The following is a 23,582-nucleotide window of genomic DNA, read 5'->3' on the forward strand; positions in this document are numbered from 1 at the left end:
CGCATCTGCGGAGCATTTCGGCTTGTTAGGTCCGCACTTGCGACCTACGATCACCTCGTGCCCAACATTCGAATCCGCGAAGCCGCCGGTCTGCTCGGTGTCAGTGACGACACCGTTCGACGGTGGGTCGACGGTGGGCTTCTCGAAGCGACGACGGACGACTCCGGCCGCAAGGTCATCGACGGCGCCGAGTTGGCAGGCTTCGCCAGGTCCAATGCCGGACCCGCACCGGCCGATCCGCTCACCGGTGCAAGTTCGGCCCGCAACCGGTTCGCCGGCCTCGTCACCAAGGTCGTCACCGACAAGGTGATGGCACAGGTCGAAATGCAGTGTGGGCCCTTCACCGTCGTCTCCTTGATGAGCACCGACGCGGTTAGGGAACTCGGACTCGAAGTCGGAAGCATCGCCGTCGCGATAGTAAAGGCCACCACCGTCATAGTGGAAACCCCGTAACTCTGAAAACGCCGTAGTTCTGAACATATTGGAGGATATTCGTGAAACGCGTACTCGGACTTGTTGCAGCAGGCGCATTTTCGCTTGCCCTGGTGACCGGTTGTAGTTCCTCCGACAACTCTTCGTCGGAGACGTCGTCGGCCGCTCCGACCACAACCACTTCGAGCGAGAGTGCCACGGGAAGCATCACCGTCTTCGCGGCGGCGTCACTCAAGAACACCTTCACCGAACTCGGCAAGGAGTTCGAGTCCGAGAACCCCGGTTCCAAAGTCACTTTCAGCTTTGCGGGATCTTCGGACCTCGTCGCCCAGATCACCCAAGGTGCGCCCGCAGATGTGTTCGCTTCGGCTGACGCCGCCAACATGACCAAGGCCACCGATGCCGGTGTCGTCGCAGGGTCAGCCTCGGACTTCGCGAGCAATACCTTGACGATTGTTGTGCCTCCTGGCAATCCGAAGGGCATCGCGTCGTTCGCCGACCTGGCAAAGGAGGGGACACAATTGGTGATCTGCGCTCCACAGGTTCCGTGTGGTGCGGCCACGAAGAAGGTCGAGACGGCCACCGGTGAGACCCTCTCGCCTGTCAGTGAGGAATCGTCGGTGACCGACGTTCTCAACAAGGTGACATCCGGCCAGGCCGATGCCGGCATCGTCTACGTCACCGACGCGAAGTCCGCCGGTGACAAGGTGCAGACCGTCGCGTTCCCGGAAGCAACCACGGTGGTCAACCTGTACCAGATTGCGGTGCTGAAGGATTCGAAGAATTCGGCTACGGCAACCAAGTTCGTAGACTTCGTGAAGGGGCCGAAGGGCCTGGCAGTTCTGAGTGACGCGGGATTCGCTGCTCCGTGACACGCCTACGACCGGCAACCCGCGCTCCGCTCGGGTTGCCGGTGTGGATTTACCTTCCTGCGCTGATCGGCGGGGCCTTTGTCATAGCTCCCTTGGTCGCGATGCTGGCCACCGTGCAGTGGTCGCAGTTCTGGGAACTCGTGACCTCCGAATCATCGGTTGCTGCACTGAAATTGAGTTTGAAGACGGCGGCGATGAGCACGGTGCTGTGCATCCTGTTCGGGGTACCGATGGCCGCGGTGTTGGCACGCAGTCACTTTCGGGGACTGTCCGTTCTCCGGTCCTTGATTCTGCTCCCGCTGGTTCTGCCGCCGGTCGTGGGCGGTATCGCGTTGCTGTACACGTTCGGCCGCAAGGGGTTGATCGGTGAGCAGTTGGAAGTGCTCGGCATCCAGATAGCCTTCTCGACAACTGCGGTCGTCCTGGCGCAGACGTTTGTTGCCCTGCCGTTCCTCGTCGTCAGCCTCGAAGGTGCGCTACGCACTGCAGGCACGCGATACGAGGCAGTGGCCTCGACGCTCGGTGCCCGCCCTACCACCGTGCTTCGCCGGGTGACGCTGCCGTTGGTTCTTCCCGGTCTGGTGTCAGGGGCAGTTCTGGCTTTCGCTCGTGCGCTGGGAGAATTCGGTGCGACGCTGACGTTCGCGGGAAGTCTGCAAGGGGTGACGCGCACCCTGCCGCTGGAAATCTATCTCCAGCGTGAGACCGATCCGGATGCAGCGGTTGCGCTTTCGCTGGTGCTGGTAGTCGTCGCGGTCATCATTGTGGTTGCGGTGCGTGGACGCGGATCGGCGGGTTCGTTGTGAGTGGCCTCCACGTCGACATCGAGATTCCTGAGCGCGACGTCGTCGCGGCGTTCGACGTCGCGGCCGGTGAGGTGACCGCCATCCTCGGACCCAACGGCGCCGGCAAGTCGACCGTTCTGGCGGCAGTTGCCGGACTGCATCATCCGCGGCGCGGGTTGATCGAACTCAATTCCCGCGTTCTCACCGATACCAGCAGGGGAGTCGCATTGGCGCCGCATCGGCGCGGCACCGCCCTACTCGCGCAAGAGGCACTGCTCTTTCCACATCTCAGCGCGGCGGCGAACGTGGCGTTCGCGCCGCGCAGCGCAGGACGGTCGCGTCGCGATTCCGCCGAGACTGCTCGCCATTGGCTCGACGCAGTCGACGCCGGCGAATTGGCTGACCGCAAGCCTTCACAGCTCTCCGGCGGCCAAGCACAACGCGTCGCAGTGGCGAGGGCATTGGCTGCTGAACCCGAACTGCTGCTGCTCGACGAACCGATGTCCGCGCTCGACGTCGCGTCGGCCCCGGCGCTGCGGTCGTTGCTGCGCAGAGTGCTCCGGACCGGGGATCGCACAGCCGTACTCGTGACGCACGACGCTCTGGATGCGCTGGCCCTTGCCGACACCGTTGTCGTTGTGGACGGTGGCCGGGTTGTCGAACGTGGTGACGTGCGAACAGTTCTGACTCGCCCGCGAAGTGCGTTCGCCGCACGCATCGCCGGGATCAACTTGCGCAGTGGCACGATGGCAGGCGACGGTGTTCTCAGGAGCCCGACCGGAGTGGACATCGCAGGTCAGGCCGAGTCCGAATTACTCGCCGGCAGTGCCGCTGTGGCGGTCTTCGAACCGCGAGCGGTATCGGTCTACCTTGAACCGCCGCACGGCAGCCCACGAAACGCGTTTGCAGTCACGGTCGCCGAGATCGAAAACCGAGGCGATGTCGTCAGAGTCCGAGCCGAGGACGACGCCGGCCAGCCTGGTTTGTCTGCCGACATCACGGCCAGTGCAGCGGCCGAACTCGATCTGGTTCCGGGAACGGCCGCTACGTTTGTGGTCAAGGCCACCGAAACACTGATCTACGCTCAGGGCGCCGGCTCGTAGACGTCCTCTGCGATCGAATCCGCATAGAGAGCAACGATTTCGGAAACATACTTCTCGGCTATCGGCTTGCGCCTGAGTTTCATCGTCGGTGTCAGCTCCTCGCCGCCGGGCTCCCAGAACGTGGTGAGCACGTGAAACCGCTTGATCTGCTCGGCCCTCGAAAGTCGCGAGTTTCCCTCGGCGACAGCAGCTGCAACGATGTCGACGATCCGAGCGTCCTTGGCGAGCACCGCGGCGTCGACCGCAAGTCCCAGTGAGCGTGCCGCTTCGACCGCGGCGTCGGCGCTCAGAGTGATCAATGCTGTGTTGAACTTCCGGCCGTCACCGATCGTCACTACTTCACCGATCAACGACGACGCCGTCTTCACCGCCGTCTCGATGGCTGCGGGTGACATGTTCTTTCCCGACGCATTGATGATCAACTCCTTCTTGCGATCGATCACCGTGAGGTACCCGTCCGCGTCGGCGGTGACGATGTCTCCGGTCGAGAGCCAACCGTCGGCGCTGATCGCCTCTGCCGTCTTCGCGCGTTCGCCGCGATACCCCTTCATGACCAGCGGTCCTCGAACCAGTAGCTCGCCATCGGCCTCGATGCGCATTTCCATGCCCGGGAGCAACTTTCCGACCGTTCCGAGCTTGGTCGGCTCGGCCGGCGCTGTACTCGCAATGCATGTCAGTTCCGACATTCCCCAGATCTCCGAGATCGGAACTCCGAGGGCCGCAAAGAATGCCAAGGTGTCCGGCGGAATGGGCGCTGCGCCGGAGATGGCCCACTTCAATTCGGCAAAGCCCAGTTTCGCACGCAGGGCGGAGAGGACCATCGCATCGGCTCGGGCGTAGTCCGCTTCCAGTTCGGCGGGGACTGTTTCACCGGCTCGCAAGTGTGCGAGCCGAGTGCGACCGACGTCGAGTGCCCACTGCAATGCCGCTCGCCGCGCGTCGTCCGGTTCGTTGGCGACGGCCGATTCGACGGCAACCTTCAGCTTTTCCCACACACGGGGGACGCTGCCCCAGATCGTGGGGCGACAGTCCGGAAGCGCAGCCGCTACCTGGCTCGGATCCGGCACGACAGTGATCTGGGTGCCGAACACCATTTGCATGTACAGGCAGGTGAGCCGATCGGCGATGTGCGCCGACGGCATGTACGAGGTGATGCGGTCACCGAACTCGACGGGGAGTACAGCACTGACGGCGGTGGTTTCGAACAACAGACAGGCATGGGTCGTCTCGACGCCCTTGGGGTTGCCGGTCGTACCGGAGGTGTAGATCAGCGTGGCGACATCGTTCGGCTTCACCGCACGCCAGGTGCTCTCGAAATCGAAATCGGCGGCAGCAGAAGACTTCATCTGCTCCATCGTCAGGGTGCCGGACTGCTGGGCATGCGGCTGCGCATCGACGACCACGATCGTGTCGAGTGTGGCACCGGAGCGACGGACGATATCCACGTACTGGGCCTCGCAGACGAGAACTCGCGCAACGGAATTGGCGAGGATGTAGCGAACGGCTTCGGGTGCCGACGTGTTGTAGATGGAGAAGGACGTCGCGCCGAGGTGTTGGGCGCCGACGTCGATCGGGTAGAACTCGATTCGGTTACTCATCATCAAGGCAACCGTATCGCCATGTCCCACGCCGATTCCGGCCAATCCTGCGGCAACATCGCGGACCTGTTCGCCGTACTCGCGCCACGTCAGTGTTCGCGCATCGCCGATGTCTCGCAGGGCCACCGCGTCGGGCGCTACCGCCGACACTCGCTGGAAGGCAGCACACAACGTGGTCATGATGTTCTCCTGGATGCCTTTGTCAGGGCTGATGCATTCGTCGGGGCCGCAGCGGTGGTTCTGTCTTCGAGTTCGCGGATCAGGTCGTGTGCCTCTTTGTCCCTGGCCAGGTAACCGTCGGCAAGGACATTGACGAAACCGCGTCCCCACGCCCAGGGTTCCCAGGCCGCGGGGGCAAGGGTCCGGCCGGCGCGGCGCGCGATCGCGTCGGCGATCACTTTCGCGGCACTGTCCGGGGAGATTCGACGGCGGAGGGGCCCAGGCAGTCGAGCGTCGAGCTTGCGCCCGATCTCGTCGTCGTCGAGAGTTGCGCGCGCAAGTTGTGTGTCCACCATCCCGAAGTACGCGACACCGGCCGTGGCGCCGTAGCCCGCAACCTCCAAACGCAGAGCCCGCCCGAGCGCTTCGACGCCGGCCTTGCTGATCATGTACGACGCTCCGCCCAAACCGGGGGCGAACGACGCGGCCGAGGACACGACGACGATGTGCCCACTGTTGCGGATCACCTCGTCGATGGTCGGATGCACGGTATTGAAGACACCGGTGAGATTGACGTCGACTACTCGATCGAAGGCGTCGGGATCGATTTGGCGCAATGTTGCCGGGGGAGGGGTGATTCCGGCGTTCGCCACCACGACGTCGATTCTGCCCAGCTGATCGACAACCGTGCGCGCGGCTGCTTTCATACCGTCCCGATCGCGGACGTCTGCCGTCACCGTCACGACTCGCCGTGACTCGAATGCGCGCTCGGCTGCTGCCAGCGAACTCTGGTTGACATCGACCAGCGCCACCGTCGCCCCACGTCGATGGAGAGTGCGCGCCAACGCCGCTCCGATACCGTCGCCTCCGCCGGTGATCAGTACAACCTTACCGGCGACGTCGTAGTCGATTCGGCGCCCGGGCAGTGGAATGCCCAGGTCGCGGACTGTTCCTGCAAGCGCGGACAAGCGTCCCGTCATTGCTTCAGTGCCTTCCGTGTAGAGCGCGGATGAGAACCTTGACCAGCCAGTCGATTCGGGCGGTCCGTCGAAACGTCGTCAGCGGTAGTGGCGAACGGAACCGTTGCCTGGTCATCGAACGGGCGTAGGTGAACTCTTTCAGTCCGTCGGGGCCGTGAACGCGTCCGAAACCGGATGCTCCGACCCCACCCAGCGGCAGGTTGGGAACCGCGGCGTACATCACGTAGGAGTTCACCGACGCTCCTCCCGATCGGAGTCGATCTGCAATTGATACTCCGTCCTTGCCGAACACGCTTGCTCCCAAGGCGTATGGCGACGCGTTGACCAACTCCACCGCCTCGTCCATCGAGCTGACTTTGGTGATGGTCATCGTCGGGCCGAAGGTCTCCTCCGTGACGGCGAGGCTGTCTTCGGGTACGTCGACCATGATGGTCGGTTGCACGTACTGACCGGAGATCGTGCCGAGCCCGCCGAGAACGACACGTCCACCCCGCGATACCGCGTCGTCTATGTGGCGCCGGATGACGGCGACTTGCGAGGGCATGGTGATCGGACCGATCTTGTCGTCGGCAGCAGGACCTGCATGAATTCGAGCGGCCAGAGTGGTTGTCTTGTCGAGGAACTCGTCGTAGACGTGTTCGTGCACGTACACACGCTCGACGCCCAGACAGGTCTGACCGGAGTTGGACAACGCTCCCCACACCGCAGCATCCGCGGCGGCGCCGACATCTCCGTCGGAATCGAGGACGAGTGCGTCCTTACCGCCACATTCCATCAACACCGGTGTGAGGGTCTCGGCGCACGCTGCCATGACTTTCTTGCCAGTCGCGGTCGATCCCGTGAACCCGATCTTGTCGACACCGGCCAGGCACAGTGCCGCGCCGACCCCACCGTCACCTGTGACAACTTGCAGCACAGGATGTTCAGTGACGACCTCGGCAAATGCTCGGGCCAACCATTCACCGACACCTGGTGCGAACTCACTCGGCTTGTAGACAACAGCGTTGCCGGCAGCCAGGGCAAACGAGAGCGAACCGAGTGGGGTGAAGACCGGATAGTTCCACGGACCGATCACGCCGACCACTCCGAGAGGCCGATATTCCACCGAGGCGGCCTGATTGATCGTCAACAGACTGGAACCGACGGTGTGCCTGCCCAACACCTTTCGAGCATTCTTAGAGGCCCACGCGAGGTGTTCGAGCGCCATGGCAATTTCGAGCATTGCGTCGGGGTGAGGCTTGCCCATGTCCCGGTGCACGACGTCGGCGAGTTCGGATGCTCGACGAGCGATGATTCCTCGCCACCGATCCAGTCGGTGGGCGCGTTGCTCGAATGTCAGTTCCGCCCACCACGCGGCGGCGACTCGAGCTTCGCGCACTGCCTGTGTCACCGTGACGTCGGTCGCCTGCGCGGTCGTGTCGATCTCGGTTGTTGTCATCGCGGAGTCCCCTGAAGTGTGTGGTGGACGGCGCCGTCGGCCCAGTTGCGGGTCACGCGGTCGAGGATCGGTCTGGCCAGTGACAGAATCGGGGCGAACCACGGCTGCGGCTGCACCGCGAACGTCCAGGTGAGAAGGCTTCCAGTCGAAGTCGGTTCCAGCACCAGATCTTCGGCGAAACGCTTGAATCCCGGGAGTGACGCAGACTCCACGTAGAACGACATCCGGTTCTCCTCGTCCCAGCGAAAAAATCTCTCGTCCAGTGCGGCGAAAGCGCCGGCCCGCACAGTTCGCGTCGTACCGACGCCGAATGGTCTGGCCGAGGTCCAGTCGGATCCGGTGATCCCGCGCGCCCACGACGCGAGCGCACCGTCCGAGGTCAACGTCTGCCACAAGCTTTCGCACGTCGCTTCGGACTCGATCCGGTGAGTGATCACCAGCGGCGCGGATCGGACGAAGTCTGCGTCGGCCGTCGCGAGCGGGAATTTTCGCTTCACAGGTCCACCATTAAAGACTTACCGGTGGAACGTGATCGACAGGTCAACATCGAATCGGTGCGTTCCGAATCAGTGAGAAGGGTGTCCCGATGGTCGACGGTCCCGGCGAGCACCCGAACCTTGCACGTACCGCAGAAGCCCTGTTGGCAGGAATACGCGACGCCGGGAAGTGCGCGTCGTATTGCTGCCAAGGCACTTTCGGACTCGCCGACATCGACGGTGAGACCGGTGCGCGCCAGGTGCACAGTGAATTTTTTGCCGTCGACTACCGGTAGCGGCGAGAAGCGCTCACTGTGTACCGATCCGGTCGGGTTGCTCGTGAAGGCTGCCGCGCGCACCATGTTCATCAGCGGCGTCGGTCCGCACGTGTACACCGCGGCGCCGGGATCCGTAGCGGAGAGCAGTGTTTCGACATCCGGCGGACCCAACTCGTCGTCCGGCCGGATGGTTACCCGGCCGCTGGAATACTCCTCGATCTCGTTCAGGAATGGCATAGCTGCCCGAGTTCGTCCGAGATAGTCCAATCGCCACTGGACTCCGCGGCGGTGACAGCGTTGCACCATGGGAAGTATCGGAGTGATCCCGATTCCGCCCGCAACAAAGAGGTACGACGGAGCAGTGACAAACGGAAATGCATTCCGTGGCCCTCGTACGTCCACCGCCATTCCAGGTTTCAGCGACTCGTGGATCTCGCGTGAGCCGCCACCGCCCTCGTCTATCCTTCGGACGGCGATCCGATACGAGGTCAAGTCGTCGGGGTCGCTGCACAGCGAGTACTGTCGTTGCCTTCCAGAGGGGAGAAAGACGTCGAGGTGGGCGCCGGGAATCCACGACGGCAGGGCGATGCCTTCCCTCGGGGTCAAGGTGACACTCAGGACGTCGTCACACTCGAACCGGACGGACTTCACGTCCAGCGTCATGTCGAACCCGCTGTAGCGGACCGGGTTGGGACGCGAAAGTATCTGCGCTGCAGGACTGGTTGCAAAGATCCGACGGTATGCGCTGGTGGCCTGCGCGGCAAACCTCAACGACCGGGTCGGTGTGAAGCCGTGTGCGTCGTGAGGACGGTCGGCAGCCGTCTTGTTCATTCTTCACTCTTTTCGGAAGAACGATTGGCGGCAGGTGAGCGAGCGAGGTAGCGCATGGCTACGTCCATGTCCCCGATCTGGGACGGATGGAAGCTCGGCCGCAGATACGGAGGAATCTCGGTGATCAGGAATTTCATGTTCGGTACCAGTCCACGACGAGTGGCGCTGATCAGCTGCAGAGGCCACAGTCGACCCTTCGCCTTCGACGGGTCCTGCCGGAAAAGGTAATTCATCGAGGCGATGAACAGTACGAACAACGTGAAGCTGGCCAGCAGCGCCGTGCGAACGCGTCGGGAGTAGCTACCGTCGACGTACATGTAGGCGTCGAAAGCGACGTTGCGGTGCTCGACTTCTTCAGCGCCGTGCCACTTGACCATGTCGAGCATCACCGGGTGCATGCCGGCATCTTCGAGGGCGGGATCGGTGAGCAGCCATTCCCCGACCACTGCCGTGTAGTGCTCCATGGCAGCAAACAAGCCGAGACGTTCACAGAGCCAGGCGTGCTTGGCTTTTCCGGTCAATCCTTTGTCGCCCAATATCTTGTCCACGAGCCAGTCCATGCGGCGTGCCATCGGTTTCATGTCCATGCCGAGGTCCGCAAGGTGTTCGCGTGCACCTTTGTGCGACGACGCGTGTGTTGCTTCCTGGCCGACGAAACCCACCACCTCTTCGTGCAGTCGGGTGTCCTCGATGAGAGGGAGCGCTTCGGCGAGCGTCGCGGACATGGCCCGCTCTCCCTCGGGTAACACGAGATGCATGAAGTTGATGACGTGGGTGACCATCGGTTCGTTCGGCACGTAGTGCAGTGGTACACCGTCCCAGTCGAATTCGACGTCACGGGCGGCGATGGCATGTGCTTCGTCGGTGTAGCGGCGAGCGCCGGACGGTGCGATGACGGGTGTGCCTCTGAAGGCGTTGATGCCGAGCATTATCGGCTCCCCACGGTTTCTCGAGCAGTGGTGAGTGATGTGGACGAGACAGGTTGTACCTGCGTGTAGTGAGTGAGGTCAGCTCGTTTGGTCCTGGCGCGGAAGGATCGGTTGAATCCGGGATAGAAGGTGTAATTGCGGCCGCCGTCGACGAGGTAGTAGCTACTGCACCCGCCCGCGTTCCACACGCTGGTGGCGAGTCGGCGGTCTGTTGCGCGCACGAACTCGCGCTGCACGTCGGCGCGGACGTCGATGCTGCCGATGCCGCGCTCGTCCATCTGAAGAATGCAGCTCACGATGTATTCGACCTGCGCTTCGATCGTGACGACCTGCGAGGTGTAGACCACCGAGTTGGGGCCGAGGATCATGAAGCAGTTCGGAAAACCGCTGATGGTGGTGCCGAGGAAGGCCTCGGCACTGCCGTTCCACGTCTGCGCGAGGCTGCGGCCGTCCTGGCCTCGGATGATGTCGAACGACGGGTTGTCTCCCATCCGAAAGCCGGTTCCCATGACTATGGTGTCGACTTCCCGGAAGGTTCCGTCCGCGGTGAGAACTCCGCCCTCCTGCACCTCGACGATTCCGTCCGTCACCACCTCCACATTGGGTGACGCCAGCGCGGGATAGTAGGTGTTCGAGAACGTCGGACGCTTGCATCCGAATGCGTAGTGGGGGAGCAGCTTTGCGCGAAGCTCCGGGTCCCGCACCTGCCGGCGAAGGTGTGCTCGGCCGAGTGCGGCCAACCCTTTGAGCAGTGACGGCTTGTACACGAATCCGGGTACCAGGGCTTCTTGAAGTAGGTCGAGTCCCTTGCGTGCGAGTCGCTGGGTGAGCGGTACCCGCTCGAACAGCGCGCTGGGCCAGCCCGTCATCGGCTGATCCGGGTGCGGCAGGATCCACGTCGGTGTCCGCTGGAATATGGTCAGCGAGTTCGCGAGCGGTTGCAGTCTGGGGATGATCTGCACTGCGGAGGCGCCGGTGCCGACCACGGCTATGCGTTCACCGCGAAGGTCGTGGTCGTGGTTCCAGTCTGCGGTGTGGAACATCTGACCACGAAACGATTCGAGTCCGGGGAGGTCGGGTGTGGCGGGGGCGCTGAACGGGCCGGTGGCCGCCACCAGGAACTGTGCCTCCCACACGGTTTCCGCGGTGTGCACCCGCCAGATCTGGGCCTGCTCGTCCCACGAAGCTTCTGTCACGTCCTGGTTGCAGTGGAAATGACCGGCCAGTCCGAAGCGATGGACGCAATCCCGGAGATAGTCGTAGATCTCGGGCTGTAGCGGATACAGCCGCGTCCAGTTCGGATTGGGCGCAAACGAGAACGAGTACAGAATCGACGGGATGTCGCACTGTGCACCGGGGTAGGTGTTGACCTGCCAGGTTCCCCCGGGCTCCGCAGCGCGTTCGAGAACGACGAAGTCGTCGATCCCGGATTGCTTCAAGCGGACAGCAGTTCCGATGCCGCCGAAGCCTGCTCCGATGACGACGACTCGTGTTCGGCGAGTTGGAGTTTCCTCTTCACCGGCCGATGGCCCCGAGGTTGGGTCGATGTCGACCATGTGTGACGCCTCCTGATTGGTGCGTGAACAACTGAACGAAGAGTAAGTCTGACATCAAGTGATGTCAACAGCGATTGATGTCAGAATTGAATTGATTGACATCGTGCGATGTCAGTTCGCTTGCCGAGGTCGCCGCGATAACCTGAGGTCGAGAGCACTGCCGGTCAGTGAGAACATGGGGACATGACGGATACCGAGGCTCGGCGCACCGGCCCGCGCAGGTGGCGTGGGCAGGAACCAGAAGATCGCCGCGCCGCGCGCCGGGCACAGCTGATCGAAGCCGGGTTGCAGATCATGGGCACCGAGGGTGCGGCCGCCGCGACCATGCGTGCGACCTGCCGCGAGGCTGCGCTGACCGAACGGTACTTCTACGAGAGCTTCGCCAATCGTGACGAACTGCTGGTCGCCGTGCTCGACGAGGTCGTTCTCGGGGCACGCGACACTATTCTGGACGCTCTCGAGGCGGCGCCTTCCGAACCGTCGGCCCTGATCCGTCACGTGGTGAAGGCCTTCACCACCTACGTATTCAAGGATCCGCGCCGTGGACGCATCATGTTCGTCGAATCCCAGGCGGAACCTGCGCTGTGGGATCGAGGGCGAGAATTGATGGCGGAGTTCACCAATCCGATCTCCGCGTCGCTCGAGCTGATGTACGGCGGCGAGGCAACCGACTCCGCGAACTCCGAACTCAATTCGGTGGGGCTGTTCGGTGCCCTCGCGTTCATCTATCAGGCGCACACCCCGTCCTCCAAGATCTCTCGAAAGCGTTTGGTGGAACACATTTCGCTCATGGTCGAGGCGCAGGCGACGGTCAACAGCACGCCCGCGAGAAAAGAATGACGTCCGCGTCGGCCACAGGCGGAAAGCGTCTCGGTCCCGAAGACCGGCGTGAGCAGATCATTGTCAGCGCGGCAAAGGTTTTCGAGGAGAAGTCTTTTGCCGACGTCTCGATGACCGAGTTGGCCAAGGCGGCCGGGGTCGGTCGTCCGCTGCTCAATCATTACTTCGGCTCCAAGCGGGAGTTGTATCTCGACGTCGTGCGGCGGTTCGTCTTCATTCCCGAAGTGGCGGTGGACCGCATTCCGCGATCGGCGAGCCAGGAGAAGCGGATCGGCGCCGTGATCGATCGGTGGCTCGACGTCGCCTGGCGTCATCGCGACATGTGGATCTCGACAGTCATGTCCGACGACCTCCGCCGTGATCCCGAGATGGATCGGATCCTGCAGGATGCTGACGACGTTGCTGCGCGACGCATGATGGATGCGCTCGAGATTCGACCGAGTGAAGGCAGCGAGGCTGCTGTTCATTCGATGATCGTGGCGTACGGAGGACTGGCGAAGGCCGCCAGTAAGCAGTGGTTGGTGACGGGAGCGCTCGACCGCGAACAGGTGCACCTTCTGCTGGTACGCAGTTTGCTCGCCATCGTGCGTGACGTTCTGCCGGCGTGCGAGGCGGATTCCTGATTACTCAGAGTGATCTCGCCACGAGGTCTTTCATGACTTCGTTCGATCCGGCGTAGATTCGCTGAATACGAGCGTCGGCGTACATCTGAGCGATGGGATATTCGAGTATGTAGCCGTACCCGCCGTGTAGTTGCACGCAGCGGTCGATCACGGCGCACTGCTGATCGGTGAGCCAGTACTTGGCCATCGCGGCGGTAGTCGCATCGAGCTGCCCGGCAAGGTATTTGACGATGCAGTCGTCGATGAACGTTCGTGAGATACGAGCGATGGACGCGCACTCGGCAAGTTCGAAGCGCGTGTTCTGCAGATCGAAGAGCGTTTGCCCGAACATGTTTCGGGATTTGGTGTACTCGACGGTGAGGGCGACTGCACGCTCCATTGCCGCAGTGGCTGCAACTCCGCAGATCAATCGTTCAGGCAGTAGCTGCTGCATCAGCTGGGCAAACCCTGTGCCTTCGCGGTCCCCGAGCAGGTTTGTTGCAGGCACCCGCAAGCGGTCGAAGAACAGCTCGGTGGTGTCCTGGCCCTTCTGTCCGACCTTCTCGAGTATTCGCCCGCGCTCGAAACCCGGTGTGTTGTCATCGACCTCGGCCACGATGAGCGACACTCCACGCGCTCCGAGGCTGGGATCGGTCTTGGCGGCAATGATCACCAGATCACAATTGCGACCGTTGGAGATGAATGTCTTTGCGCCGCTGATCAGATAGTCGTCACCGTCGCGGACGGCGCGGGTGGTGATGTTCTGCAAGTCGGATCCGGTGCCGGGCTCGGTCATGGCGATTGCGCCCACCCACTCGCCACTCGCCAGCTTCGGTAGCCAGCGCAGTTTGTGCTCGTGATCGGCGTAGGCATTGAGGTAGTGCGGCACGATTCCCGAGTGCACACCGAGTTGGAGTGAATGATCACCCGCCATCACCTGCTCGTGGAACAGCACGGCATCATGCGCAAAAGTTCCTCCTCCGCCGCCGTACTCGGTGGGTATCGACATGCCGGCGAGGCCGAGCGTCCCGAGTTCCCGATAGGCGGATTTGTCGGGAAAACCCTGGGACGCGAAGCGTTTCTGGTGCGGTGTCACGTGTTTGGCGAAGAAGTTCCTCGCCAGTTCGCCAACGGCCTCCAATTCGTCGTCCATCCACGGGGAGCGTCGTTCGGTGGTTCGGGTTGCGGTTGATACTTGCGTCATCGTGATTTCTCCCGATCGATGAAGTGCGACCCACGAGCGGATCTGGCTCCACCTATCATCCACACTGTTGACGCAGTGTCAATAAGCGGGTGGCCGAATCGACCTCCAGACCCGCTTCGGATACCAGGGCAGCCGCCCGCAAGAATGGGACGGCACAGACACGATCGAACCGGCGCGAAGGATGGGCAGTGGACCCCGAAGAAACATCAGCGGGTCACGAGTCCAACCTCCCGGCGCCGCGTCCGGCTCGCAGCGTCCTGTTCGGATTGCCGCCGGTGGGAAACCGGTATCCCGGAGCAATTCGGGTCGCACTCGCCTTGGCGATTCCTGCGGCTGTCGCGACACTGCTCGGATTCGGGCCCTCGTCCCTCCTGGTCGGGCTCGGTGCATTCGCGTCGATCTACGGTGAGGGACGTCCGTACCGGAGCAGATGGAAGGCAGTCGGTATCGCCGCGGCGGCGTTGACGATCCTGTCCTTCATCGGGGCATCGGTGGGGGAGCCGGTCCACCGAGCGATCTCCGAAGGCGCGCCGACGGTGCTGCTCGTCTTTGTCGTGCTGATCATGGCCATCGTGGTGTCGACCTGCGCCTTTACCGTCGACGCGCTTCGATTAGGCCCACCGGGCGCGTTCTTCCTGCTGCTGACCACCGAGATCAGTTCGGTGATCGCCACTCCCGGGCAGCCGCCGATCGAGGTTGCGATGTGGACGGCAATCGGCGGGATCAGCGCGGTGGTCGTCTCGATGACGGGAATCCTGTGGGCACCGCGAGCGATCGAACGCAGCGCGGTACAGGCAGCCGTCTCGGCTGTTGCGGAGTACACGGAAGCGCAGGCGAAGTACGCCCCGCCGGAGCAGACGCGAGACAAACGGCACGCTGCAGCACTGCGGCTGCACGACGCGTGGCAGTGCCTCTACCGCGGCGCAATCGTCGGGAAAGACCACCCGTTGACCCGTGAACTCGAACGAGCACAAATCGCGATGGCCAGGGCGATCTCCGACGACCACGATCCCGAACTCATGGCGGACCCCGCGTTCGACGTCGACGAGGTCGGGGCGCATCCGCCCCTGCCCGACCCGACGATCCGGTATCGGTTTCTCCGCGCCTGCAATCCGTCCAGCCGAGCGTCGATCACGGCACTTCGGCTGTCCATCGCCTGTATGGCGGCGGGAACCCTCACCGTTCTACTCGGTATCGATCGCCCGGACTGGGCGGTGATCGCCGCGGCGATGGTCCTGCATCAAGGACCGGATCGAATACTGGGCACCTATCGCGGAATCCATCGCATCGGCGGAACCGTCCTCGGGTTGATTCTGTTGGGCGCCATATACGCCTGGAGTCCGACCGGTCTGTGGCTGGTGGCTGTACTTGCCGTCCTGATGGCGGGGATCGAACTGTTCCTGGTGCGGAACTACGGGATCGCCGTCATCTTCATCACCGCTCTGGCAATTCTCCTCGGCGCTGCCGGTGGTGCACACGGGACCGTCCAGCATCTGATCCTCAGCCGCATGCTCGAGACGGCAATCGGCGTCGTCGTGGCGTTGATCGTCCTGTGGACGGTCGGGCGCGGGGCACATCGACGCACTCTGATCTGGGTCGACGAGCGTGCCGACAGCGTCCTGTTCAAGCTGCTGACCGAAATCCGCGCAAGGCACTATGCACCACAAGCGAATTGGTCCGAGCTTTCGGAGCTTCGACGCGACCTGGACTTCGAACTACGAGGCAGCACGATGGCCGGGATCGACGCCGCCCACAACGAACCCGAGTGGGCGTCGCAGCAGTGGAGAACGCACACCGCACTGCATCACCTGGGATCGGATGTGCTGCACCGACTGTGGTTCGGCACGCAGGTGTCCAGGTCTCACCTCGAAGAATGGGAGTCTCGCTACCTGCGCTCGGGTTCGGTGTGATCGAGCATCGGGACGGCACTGAACTTGGCTGGGTTCGCAATGTCGTAGGCCGCACACACAACTCCGTCGCGAACCGTGAAGCCGGCAACGCGAGCGGCGAACTGCGGGTACCGGTCATCTCCGGGGGAGCCGGCGAATACACCACCGAGCTGTCCGTTGACGAGAACCGGTGACATCGAAAACAGCGCCGCCGGTCCGTACTTGCGTGCCAGCCCCAGGTAGAACCGTGCCACACGATCACTGCCGCGCACGACGTTGACCGCCGTGCGAGTTGTTCCGCCTGCGTCGCCGATCAGCACGGCATCGGGATCGAGTGCTTCGATCACCGCGTTCAGATCCCCACTCGCGATAGCCATGACCAGTCTTTCGACGGCGGCAGCATGCTCCTCGCTGCTGACCGGGACGGGCGCCGACGCTGCGGCTCTACGGGCTCGCGAGGCCAACTGACGGGCGGCGGCGACTTCGATGTCGAGGATTCGGGCTACCTCGGCGAACGGTACGTCGAAGCCGTCGTGCAGGACAAAGGCAACGCGTTGCGCGGGAGTAAGAGTGTCCAGGACGACGAGGGCCGCAAAACGATTCTGTTCCTGCGTCACGACGTACTCGAGGGGATCGGGTGTCGCTGAGGGTGTGCTCACGGTGGCGTCGACGGGCGTGACGATCGGCTCCGGAAGCCATTGTCCTACATAGCTTTCTCTCCGGACTGCGGCCGATTTGAGATGATCGAGGCAGATCCGACCCACAACAGTGGTGAGCCATCCGCGCAGCTCGCGGATCTCCAGCTCTTCACCTCGCGTGGTTTCGGCTACTTGGAGTCGTATCCATGCTTCCTGCACCGCGTCCTGAGCGTCGCTGAAACTTCCGGTGAGACGGTAGGCCACCGACGTCAGATGGCCACGGTGTTGCTCGAAGTCCTGCGCGGTAGTCGGCGAAAGCATGCCCTCATGATACGGACTTCACACTTTAAATCCGGCATGAATGTAACCGTTGACCCAGGTAGTGGGTGCCGACGTATGGTTTCGACACTGCTAACGGCTCGATTCTGTCTTCACATTCATTGGAGTCTCACGTGTTTCGGTCTTCGCTCTTGTCGTCATTGAACTGTTGTCGTTGAACTGACTTTCCCAACACCTGCCTGTGCCGATCGCCGCACAAGGCGATCCGGACAGGTGTCGTCGTAAATTTCACCAATCATCCTCTAAAGGAAGCAACTTCATGATTCGCCCTCGCCTTGCGCGCTCCATAGCCGCAGTCGTCGCTCTTGTCACACTGTCCAGCCTTGCCGTGGCCTGCTCGGGCTCTTCCGACGAAGTCGTCAAGACCGCCGACGGCAAGACCGTCCTGCGGTACGAGGGCAGTACCGGACAGGTCATCTACCCCGAACTCGCTGCCGATCTCGGCTACTTCGACAACGTGGAACTCAACTGGATCGGCGACACGACCAGCGGTCCTCAGAGCATTCAGAATGCCGCGACCGGTCAGACCGAATTCGGTGGTGCGTTCAACGGTGCGGTGGTGAAGTTGGCTTCCGCGGGTTCACCGATCACCTCGGTGATCGGGTACTACGGCTCCGACAAGCAGAGCTTCAATGGGTACTACGTTCTCGACGACAGTCCGATCAAAACGGCCAAAGACCTGATCGGCAAGAAGGTCGGGATGAATACACTCGGCGCCCACCACGAGTTCGTTGTTCGTGAATGGCTTGCGCGGGAGGGGCTTACGCCGGACGAGATCAAGCAGGTTGAACTGATCGTGGTGCCTCCCGTCAACACGGAGCAAGCGCTGCGCCAGGGACAGATCGACGTTGCCACCCTCGGCTCGGTCTTCCGTGACTCCGCGCTCGAACGCGGTGGTCTTCGCGAGCTGTTCACGGACGAATCACTGTTCGGCTCGTTCACCTACGGCACGTTGGTGTTCCGTGACGACTACATCGCGAAGAACAAGGAAGCGGTCGCCGATTTCGTACAGGGAACAGCGCGAGCGATCCGCTGGACCCAGACGCACCCACGTGAGGAAGTGATCGCGAAGCTGACGTCGATCATCAACAGTCGCGGACGCAACGAGGACACCAAGCTCATCAGTTACTGGAAGAGCCCGGGAGTCGCCGGCCCCGGCGGAACGATCACCGATACCGAGATCAGCACGTGGATCGACTGGCTCACCCGTAACGGCGAACTCGAAGAGGGGAAGTTGAAGCCGTCGGACATCTACACCAACGAATTCAATCCATACGCCAACGGAACGTATTCACCCGACAGCGGCGCTGACGGACAGGCACTGGAGGCCGCAAAATGAGCACAGAACCGAAACTAAGGCTCGAGCACGTCACCAAGCAGTTCGACATTCGTGGGACCGACGAAGTTTTCACCGCGGTCGAGGACATCAACATCGACGTGGCGCCGGGGGAGTTCCTGGTCCTCGTCGGGCCGAGTGGGTGCGGTAAGTCGACTCTGCTGGACCTCCTCGGCGGACTGAGTTCGCCGACTTCCGGTCGAATCCTTCTGGACGGCAAGCAGATCACCGGACCCGGCTTGGATCGGGGAATCGTCTTCCAGCAATACGCGCTACTTCCATGGCGAACTGCACGTCACAACATCGAGTTCGGACTCGAAGCGAAGGGCGTGAAGAAGAGCGAGCGACGCGAGCTCGCCGAGCACTACCTCGAATTGGTCGGTCTGCAAGGTTTCGCGGATCGCTATCCGCACGAGTTGTCCGGCGGAATGAAGCAGCGAGTCGCGATCGCCCGCAGCCTGGCCTTCGACCCCGAAGTGTTGCTGATGGACGAACCGTTTGCAGCGCTGGACGCACAGACGCGAGAGTCTCTGCAGGACGAGCTTCTGCGCATCTGGAAAGCCACCGGTAAGACGATCTTGTTCATCACTCACGGAATCGACGAGGCCATCTACCTGGGGCAGCGCGTTGCCGTGCTGACGTCGAGGCCGGGGCGTGTCAAGACGATCGTCGACATCGACATCGACAGGTCCGGCGACGACGTGCGATCCGGCGAGGAGTTCCGAGTGTTCCGGCACCGGATCTGGACGCTGCTGCACGGTGAAGTGGAACGCGCACGGGCGGGCGAGCTCGACCCAGCCAAGGAGGTTGCACATGTCTAGCGCATTGGCGACGCCGGAAGTGGTCGCGGACCCCGAACCGTTGCACGACAAAGCACCTGACATTGCGCAGCGGAGCCAGGCCGGCGGCAAGGCGGCGCGGTACGTTGGATCTGCCGCGTGGCGGATTGCCAAGCCGTCGATAGCGATCGCGATTTTCCTCGGGATCTGGGAAGCCGCACCTCGGTTGGGCTTGGTGGACAAGGTTTTCCTTCCGCCCTTCAGTGAGGTTGTGTCCGCGTTCTTCACTCTTGCCGGGAACGGTCAACTGCAAGAGCACGTCTCGGCCAGTCTGACGCGTGCGTTAACCGGATTCTTCGTGGCCATCGCGATCGCGATTCCGTTGGGAATTGCGATCGCCTGGTACCGTCCGGTCTCCGACTTCCTCAACCCGATTCTCGAATTGTTCCGCAACACAGCAGCCTTGGCTCTGCTTCCCGTCTTCGTGCTGATTCTGGGCATCGGTGAAGAGTCGAAGATCGCCCTGGTGATTTACGCCTGCACCTTCCCGATTCTGCTCAACACCATCTCCGGTGTGCGCACGGTTGACCCGCTGCTGATCAAGTCCGCTGCCTCTCTGGGGTTCTCGTCGATTCGACTGTTCCAGAAGGTAGTTCTGCCCGCTGCGGTGCCCACGATCTTCACCGGAATTCGCATGGCCGCCGCGTCGTCGATACTCGTGCTGATCGCCGCCGAGATGGTCGGTGCCAAAGCCGGTCTCGGATACCTGATCACTGCCTCACAACTCAATTTCCAGATCCCGAACATGTACGCGGGTATCGTCGCGATCTCGTTGTTGGGTCTGACAATCAACGCGATTCTGGTCCTGATCGAACGTCGGCTCTCACGCTGGCGCGTCACCACCTGATCTGCACCTTCACGGAAAGATTCTGCGAACTCATGTCCGAACGACAATTTCATCTGAACGCCTTCCTCATGGGCGTCGGCCATCATGAGGCGGCGTGGCGCCACCCTCGCACAAATGCGGCCAACTTGTTGGACGTCAAGCACTTCCAGGAGTTGGGGAGGATCGCCGAACGAGGAAAGCTGGACTCGGTGTTCTTCGCCGACGGCCTGGCAGTGGGCCCGCGGGTCAAGTACAACACGCAGGCGATTTTCGAACCCGTCACGTTGCTCTCCGCGATCGCTGCTGCCACCGACAAGGTGGGGCTGATTGCAACCGCGTCGACCAGTTACAGCGATCCGTACACTCTTGCAAGGAAGTTCGCGTCCCTCGACCACATCAGTGGGGGACGTGGCGGGTGGAACATCGTCACATCGGCGGGCGCCGACGAGGCGGCCAACTTCGGTCTCGATGCGGTACCGGCGCACAGTGGTCGTTACGAGCGCGCCGAGGAGTTTCTCGACGTGACACTCGGACTCTGGGACAGTTGGGAAGAGGGGGCGGTTGTCCTGGACGAAGAGTCCGGGATCTTCGCCGACCCGGATCGTGTCCATCGGATCGACCATGACGGCGAACGATTCACGGTAGCCGGTCCACTCAATTCGCCGAGGTCTCCACAGGGACGTCCGCTGCTCGTGCAAGCCGGTTCCTCCGAGAGCGGTAAGGATTTCGCGGCGAAGTATGCCGAGGCCGTGTTCACCGCTCAACGAACGCTCGAGCAAGGGCAGGATTTCTACACCGACCTCAAAGCGCGGCTGATCAAGTACGGGCGTAGTCCCGACGAGATCAAGGTGCTGCCAGGCATCGTTCCCTTCATCGCGGATACGGAAGAAGAAGCCAAGGCGCTGGAGCAGTCGTTCACGGATCTCATCTCACCTGAGTACTCGCTGCGCCAACTCTCGAACATGGTGGGCGTCGACCTCACCGAGCATTCGCTGGACGCTCCGTTGCCGCCGCTGCCGGACATCGATCGCATCCAAGGAAACAAGAGTCGATACCAGCTCGTCAAAGATCTTGCGGAGAGCGAAAACCTGACCGTTCGTGAACTGATCGGCAAACTCGGCGGTGGCCGTGGGCATCGGACATTTGCCGGGACACCGGAGCAGGTCGCGGACGAGTTGACCGAATGGTTCGACAAGGGCGCCGCGGACGGCTTCAACATCATGCCGCCCTATCTGCCCGGAGGGCTCGAGGTGTTCGTCGACCGGGTCGTGCCGATTCTGCAGGCGCGTGGGCTCTTCCGTACCGAATACACGGAATCCACCCTGCGGGGTCACTACGGCCTCGATCGTCCGGCGAATCGGTTTTCGCGGGCCGCTGACGCGGCAGAAGTGAGCGCGTGACGGAAACACTGCCCAAGGAACAGCCGGCGATTGCCGGGCTCAAGCCACTGGTCACAACGGTTTTCGTACCGGCGGCTATTTTCGGAATCGGTCAGGGCGCGGCCGCCCCCATCATGGCCGTCACCGCCCGCGACCTCGGTGCATCGGTCGCCGTCGCCGGATTGATCGTTGCACTCGGCGGTTTGGGTGCCGTCCTCGGCGATCTCCCGGCGGGCCGGATAGTGTCGCGATTCGGCGAGCGTCGGTCCATCATCGGCGGAAGTTCCTTGGGCGCGACCGGAGTGGTGATCTGTCTGCTTGCGCAGACTCCGTGGATGCTGGGTATCGGTGCTCTGCTGACCGGACTGGCGAATGCTGTGTGGGGTCTTGCCAGGCAGAGCTACCTCGCTGAGACGGTGCCGCTCGGCCTGCGGGCCCGAGCAATGTCGTCATTCGCCGCGATGTGGCGGTTGGGTTTCTTCCTGGGCCCACTCATCGGCGCCGGCGTGATTCTGCTGGTGGGCGCGCGCGGAGGATTTCTGGTCCAGTTGGTGGGCGTCGTACTCGCCGGGGCGCTGATGGCCCGCGTTCCCGACCCGCCACGAAAGGCGCAGGCGGGCAACGGCGATCATAGCCACGTCACGCTCCCGCAGATCCTTCGCCGCCACCGCGCCGCCCTGTCGACGCTCGGGACAGGCTCCCTGCTGATGGGCGCCGCTCGTGCTTCGCGGGAGGCAGTGCTGCCGCTGTGGGCATTGCACCTCGGGTTGGATGCGGCCCAGGTGAGTGTGATCTTCGGTATCGGTGCGGCCGTGGATCTGCTGTGCTCGTATCCCGCCGGGCACATCATGGACCGATACGGGCGCAGGTTGGTCGCGGTGCCTTCGCTGACGGTGATCGGTGTGTCGTACCTACTGTTGCCGTTCTCGACGAGTGCAGTGGGGCTGACCGTGGTCGCTGTCGTGATGGGGATCGGCAACGGACTGGGCAACGGCGTGATCATGACTCTCGGTGCTGATATCGCCCCGCCCGAAGAACGTGCCGAGTTCCTCGCCGCCTGGCGCTTGACTCACGACACGGGCATGTTCGGTGGGCCGCTCGCGATCGGTCTCCTTGCCGCGGTGTTCCCGCTCGGGTGGGCGTTCGCCGCACTGGGTGCGACCTCGTTCGCGGGCGCAGCGATGATGTTCCGCTTCATTCCGGTCTACTCTCCGCGGGTGTCACCCCGCTCGCGCCTCGGGAAACGATAGGTAGGCTCGCTGCATGCGATTCGGACTGTTCGTACCTCAAGGCTGGCGTCTGGACCTGGTCGGCATCGACCCCGCGAAGCAGTGGGAGGTGATGCGAGACTTCACGCTCCGCGCGGAGGCAGGACCGTGGGAATCGGTGTGGGTCTACGACCACTTCCACACCGTTCCCCAGCCGACGGAAGAAGCGACTCACGAGGCGTGGACGTTGATGGCCGCGCTCGGTGCGTCGACGTCGCGTATCCGGCTCGGCCAGATGTGTACCGCCATGAGCTACCGCAACCCGGCGTACCTCGCCAAGGTCGCCGCGACCACCGACCTGATCACCGGTGGACGCGTCGAAATGGGAATCGGCGGCGGTTGGTACGAGCAGGAGTGGCGCGCGTACGGCTACGGATTCCCCTCTGCCGGTGAGCGTCTGGGTCGACTCGACGAAGGAATCCAGATCATGCAGCAGGCGTGGTCGAAGGGAAGTGCGACGCTCGACGGTAAGTACTACCAGGTCGACGGAGCGCTGTGTCGTCCACTTCCGTTGCAAGAGGGCGGAATTCCCATCTGGGTTGCCGGCGGCGGCGAGAAGGTCACACTCAAGATCGCGGCGAAGTACGCGCAGTACACCAACTTCGACGGCACCCCGGACGGCTTCGCACACAAGTCGGAGATCCTGAAGAAGCACTGCGACACCGTCGGTACCGACTTCGACGCGATCGTCCGTTCGGCCAACTACAACGTGGCCATCGGAGCGACGGAAGCCGAGGTGGCTCAGCGGTTGGAGACGCTGAAATCCCGGCTGACGCCGTTGGTCGGCGAAGCTGCTGCGGATGCGTCGCTCGACGCCTTCCGCGGAATGCCGGCGGTGGGTACACCGGAGCAGATCATCGAGAACCTGTCGGCGCTCAAAGCGCAGGGCCTCGAGTACGGAATTTTCTACTTCCCCGAGGCCGCGTACGACACCTCGGGGATCGAGATGTTCGAGAAGGAAGTACTGCCCGCGCTCGCGTAGCGG

At 62.7% G+C, this 23,582-nt stretch carries 22 protein-coding genes; 13 read left to right on the plus strand and 9 right to left on the minus strand.

Features of this window, described 5'->3' with window-relative positions; genetic code table 11:
- Nucleotides 1–57 precede the first annotated feature (57 nt).
- The 4 genes from ACFWEM_RS06800 to ACFWEM_RS06815 are packed head-to-tail and all read left to right on the plus strand — an operon-like array spanning nt 58 to nt 3,192.
- Nucleotides 58–453, plus strand: a complete 396-nt coding sequence (locus tag ACFWEM_RS06800; protein WP_378446207.1) for a molybdopterin-binding protein — start codon at nt 58–60, stop codon at nt 451–453.
- Between the two features lie 41 nt (nt 454–494).
- A complete protein-coding gene (gene modA / locus ACFWEM_RS06805; RefSeq protein ID WP_378532222.1) occupies nt 495–1,304 on the plus strand; it encodes a molybdate ABC transporter substrate-binding protein in 810 nt (269 codons plus the stop codon).
- On the plus strand, nt 1,301–2,110 hold the full coding sequence (locus tag ACFWEM_RS06810; protein ID WP_378532223.1) for an ABC transporter permease: 810 nt from the start codon (nt 1,301–1,303) through the stop codon (nt 2,108–2,110). Before modA ends, ACFWEM_RS06810 begins: the two co-directional genes overlap by 4 nt.
- Nucleotides 2,107–3,192 (plus strand): ATP-binding cassette domain-containing protein, encoded by a 1,086-nt coding sequence (locus tag ACFWEM_RS06815; RefSeq protein ID WP_378532226.1) that lies wholly within the window; start codon nt 2,107–2,109, stop codon nt 3,190–3,192. The genes ACFWEM_RS06810 and ACFWEM_RS06815 overlap by 4 nt, the downstream gene beginning before the upstream one ends.
- On the opposite strand, the gene fadD11 is transcribed toward ACFWEM_RS06815, so the two are convergent.
- The 7 genes from fadD11 to ACFWEM_RS06850 are packed head-to-tail and all read right to left on the minus strand — an operon-like array spanning nt 3,174 to nt 11,437.
- A complete protein-coding gene (gene fadD11 / locus ACFWEM_RS06820; protein ID WP_378532229.1) occupies nt 3,174–4,970 on the minus strand; it encodes a fatty acid--CoA ligase FadD11 in 1,797 nt (598 codons plus the stop codon). The genes ACFWEM_RS06815 and fadD11 overlap by 19 nt on opposite strands.
- The gene (locus ACFWEM_RS06825) at nt 4,967–5,929 is read right to left on the minus strand and encodes an SDR family oxidoreductase (RefSeq protein ID WP_378532231.1); all 963 of its coding nucleotides are present in this window, start codon (nt 5,927–5,929) and stop codon (nt 4,967–4,969) included. Before ACFWEM_RS06825 ends, fadD11 begins: the two co-directional genes overlap by 4 nt.
- Nucleotides 5,930–5,933: 4 nt before the next feature.
- On the minus strand, nt 5,934–7,367 hold the full coding sequence (locus ACFWEM_RS06830; protein ID WP_378532233.1) for an aldehyde dehydrogenase family protein: 1,434 nt from the start codon (nt 7,365–7,367) through the stop codon (nt 5,934–5,936).
- Nucleotides 7,364–7,864 carry an SRPBCC family protein gene (locus ACFWEM_RS06835; RefSeq protein WP_378532235.1) on the minus strand — a complete coding sequence of 167 codons (501 nt, stop codon included), beginning with the start codon at nt 7,862–7,864 and terminating at the stop codon, nt 7,364–7,366. The genes ACFWEM_RS06830 and ACFWEM_RS06835 overlap by 4 nt, the downstream gene beginning before the upstream one ends.
- The gene (locus ACFWEM_RS06840; RefSeq protein WP_378532237.1) at nt 7,861–8,952 is read right to left on the minus strand and encodes a PDR/VanB family oxidoreductase; all 1,092 of its coding nucleotides are present in this window, start codon (nt 8,950–8,952) and stop codon (nt 7,861–7,863) included. Before ACFWEM_RS06840 ends, ACFWEM_RS06835 begins: the two co-directional genes overlap by 4 nt.
- Complete coding sequence (locus tag ACFWEM_RS06845; RefSeq protein WP_378532239.1) at nt 8,949–9,881, minus strand: metal-dependent hydrolase; 933 nt, start codon at nt 9,879–9,881, stop codon at nt 8,949–8,951. The genes ACFWEM_RS06840 and ACFWEM_RS06845 overlap by 4 nt, the downstream gene beginning before the upstream one ends.
- Nucleotides 9,881–11,437, minus strand: a complete 1,557-nt coding sequence (locus tag ACFWEM_RS06850) for a flavin-containing monooxygenase (protein WP_378532241.1) — start codon at nt 11,435–11,437, stop codon at nt 9,881–9,883. Before ACFWEM_RS06850 ends, ACFWEM_RS06845 begins: the two co-directional genes overlap by 1 nt.
- Nucleotides 11,438–11,620: 183 nt before the next feature.
- Here ACFWEM_RS06850 and ACFWEM_RS06855 point away from each other — a divergent pair, with 183 nt between their 5' ends.
- Complete coding sequence (locus ACFWEM_RS06855; protein WP_020908817.1) at nt 11,621–12,277, plus strand: TetR/AcrR family transcriptional regulator; 657 nt, start codon at nt 11,621–11,623, stop codon at nt 12,275–12,277.
- Complete coding sequence (locus tag ACFWEM_RS06860) at nt 12,274–12,900, plus strand: TetR/AcrR family transcriptional regulator (protein ID WP_020970505.1); 627 nt, start codon at nt 12,274–12,276, stop codon at nt 12,898–12,900. The genes ACFWEM_RS06855 and ACFWEM_RS06860 overlap by 4 nt, the downstream gene beginning before the upstream one ends.
- A 4-nt stretch (nt 12,901–12,904) precedes the next feature.
- Here ACFWEM_RS06860 and ACFWEM_RS06865 read toward each other — a convergent pair whose 3' ends face one another.
- Nucleotides 12,905–14,032, minus strand: a complete 1,128-nt coding sequence (locus ACFWEM_RS06865) for an acyl-CoA dehydrogenase family protein (RefSeq protein ID WP_378532766.1) — start codon at nt 14,030–14,032, stop codon at nt 12,905–12,907.
- Between the two features lie 239 nt (nt 14,033–14,271).
- Here ACFWEM_RS06865 and ACFWEM_RS06870 point away from each other — a divergent pair, with 239 nt between their 5' ends.
- A complete protein-coding gene (locus ACFWEM_RS06870) occupies nt 14,272–15,993 on the plus strand; it encodes an FUSC family protein (protein WP_378532243.1) in 1,722 nt (573 codons plus the stop codon).
- On the opposite strand, the gene ACFWEM_RS06875 is transcribed toward ACFWEM_RS06870, so the two are convergent.
- Nucleotides 15,969–16,931 (minus strand): sigma-70 family RNA polymerase sigma factor, encoded by a 963-nt coding sequence (locus ACFWEM_RS06875; protein WP_378532245.1) that lies wholly within the window; start codon nt 16,929–16,931, stop codon nt 15,969–15,971. The genes ACFWEM_RS06870 and ACFWEM_RS06875 overlap by 25 nt on opposite strands.
- 277 nt (nt 16,932–17,208) lie before the next feature.
- Between ACFWEM_RS06875 and ACFWEM_RS06880 the strand changes: the two genes are divergently transcribed.
- From ACFWEM_RS06880 to ACFWEM_RS06905, 6 genes are read left to right on the plus strand one after another with little or no spacing between them, the layout of a single operon-like run.
- Nucleotides 17,209–18,288, plus strand: a complete 1,080-nt coding sequence (locus tag ACFWEM_RS06880; RefSeq protein WP_378532247.1) for an ABC transporter substrate-binding protein — start codon at nt 17,209–17,211, stop codon at nt 18,286–18,288.
- On the plus strand, nt 18,285–19,106 hold the full coding sequence (locus tag ACFWEM_RS06885; RefSeq protein ID WP_003940477.1) for an ABC transporter ATP-binding protein: 822 nt from the start codon (nt 18,285–18,287) through the stop codon (nt 19,104–19,106). The genes ACFWEM_RS06880 and ACFWEM_RS06885 overlap by 4 nt, the downstream gene beginning before the upstream one ends.
- Nucleotides 19,099–19,971, plus strand: coding sequence for an ABC transporter permease (locus tag ACFWEM_RS06890; RefSeq protein ID WP_378532249.1), 873 nt, complete (start codon nt 19,099–19,101; stop codon nt 19,969–19,971). Before ACFWEM_RS06885 ends, ACFWEM_RS06890 begins: the two co-directional genes overlap by 8 nt.
- Nucleotides 19,972–20,003: 32 nt before the next feature.
- Complete coding sequence (locus ACFWEM_RS06895; RefSeq protein ID WP_378532251.1) at nt 20,004–21,350, plus strand: LLM class flavin-dependent oxidoreductase; 1,347 nt, start codon at nt 20,004–20,006, stop codon at nt 21,348–21,350.
- A complete protein-coding gene (locus tag ACFWEM_RS06900; protein ID WP_378532253.1) occupies nt 21,347–22,579 on the plus strand; it encodes an MFS transporter in 1,233 nt (410 codons plus the stop codon). The genes ACFWEM_RS06895 and ACFWEM_RS06900 overlap by 4 nt, the downstream gene beginning before the upstream one ends.
- 13 nt (nt 22,580–22,592) lie before the next feature.
- The gene (locus ACFWEM_RS06905) at nt 22,593–23,579 is read left to right on the plus strand and encodes an LLM class F420-dependent oxidoreductase (protein WP_378446226.1); all 987 of its coding nucleotides are present in this window, start codon (nt 22,593–22,595) and stop codon (nt 23,577–23,579) included.
- Nucleotides 23,580–23,582 lie beyond the last annotated feature (3 nt).

The sequence above is a fragment of the Rhodococcus sp. NPDC060176 genome (assembly GCF_042728675.1).
Lineage (GTDB): Bacteria > Actinomycetota > Actinomycetes > Mycobacteriales > Mycobacteriaceae > Rhodococcus_F.

Excerpts from the sequence above, each read along its gene's own strand:
- ACFWEM_RS06840 (WP_378532237.1), bottom strand. The coding sequence starts at position 8,952 with ATGAACAAGACGGCTGCCGACCGTCCTCACGACGCACACGGCTTCACA.
- ACFWEM_RS06830 (WP_378532233.1), bottom strand. The coding sequence starts at position 7,367 with ATGACAACAACCGAGATCGACACGACCGCGCAGGCGACCGACGTCACG.
- ACFWEM_RS06855 (WP_020908817.1), top strand. The coding sequence starts at position 11,621 with ATGACGGATACCGAGGCTCGGCGCACCGGCCCGCGCAGGTGGCGTGGG.
- ACFWEM_RS06860 (WP_020970505.1), top strand. The coding sequence starts at position 12,274 with ATGACGTCCGCGTCGGCCACAGGCGGAAAGCGTCTCGGTCCCGAAGAC.
- ACFWEM_RS06890 (WP_378532249.1), top strand. The coding sequence starts at position 19,099 with ATGTCTAGCGCATTGGCGACGCCGGAAGTGGTCGCGGACCCCGAACCG.
- ACFWEM_RS06850 (WP_378532241.1), bottom strand. The coding sequence starts at position 11,437 with ATGGTCGACATCGACCCAACCTCGGGGCCATCGGCCGGTGAAGAGGAA.
- ACFWEM_RS06905 (WP_378446226.1), top strand. The coding sequence starts at position 22,593 with ATGCGATTCGGACTGTTCGTACCTCAAGGCTGGCGTCTGGACCTGGTC.
- ACFWEM_RS06880 (WP_378532247.1), top strand. The coding sequence starts at position 17,209 with ATGATTCGCCCTCGCCTTGCGCGCTCCATAGCCGCAGTCGTCGCTCTT.
- ACFWEM_RS06895 (WP_378532251.1), top strand. The coding sequence starts at position 20,004 with ATGTCCGAACGACAATTTCATCTGAACGCCTTCCTCATGGGCGTCGGC.
- ACFWEM_RS06845 (WP_378532239.1), bottom strand. The coding sequence starts at position 9,881 with ATGCTCGGCATCAACGCCTTCAGAGGCACACCCGTCATCGCACCGTCC.
- ACFWEM_RS06865 (WP_378532766.1), bottom strand. The coding sequence starts at position 14,032 with ATGGACGACGAATTGGAGGCCGTTGGCGAACTGGCGAGGAACTTCTTC.
- ACFWEM_RS06875 (WP_378532245.1), bottom strand. The coding sequence starts at position 16,931 with ATGCTTTCGCCGACTACCGCGCAGGACTTCGAGCAACACCGTGGCCAT.
- ACFWEM_RS06885 (WP_003940477.1), top strand. The coding sequence starts at position 18,285 with ATGAGCACAGAACCGAAACTAAGGCTCGAGCACGTCACCAAGCAGTTC.
- ACFWEM_RS06825 (WP_378532231.1), bottom strand. The coding sequence starts at position 5,929 with ATGACGGGACGCTTGTCCGCGCTTGCAGGAACAGTCCGCGACCTGGGC.
- fadD11 (WP_378532229.1), bottom strand. The coding sequence starts at position 4,970 with ATGACCACGTTGTGTGCTGCCTTCCAGCGAGTGTCGGCGGTAGCGCCC.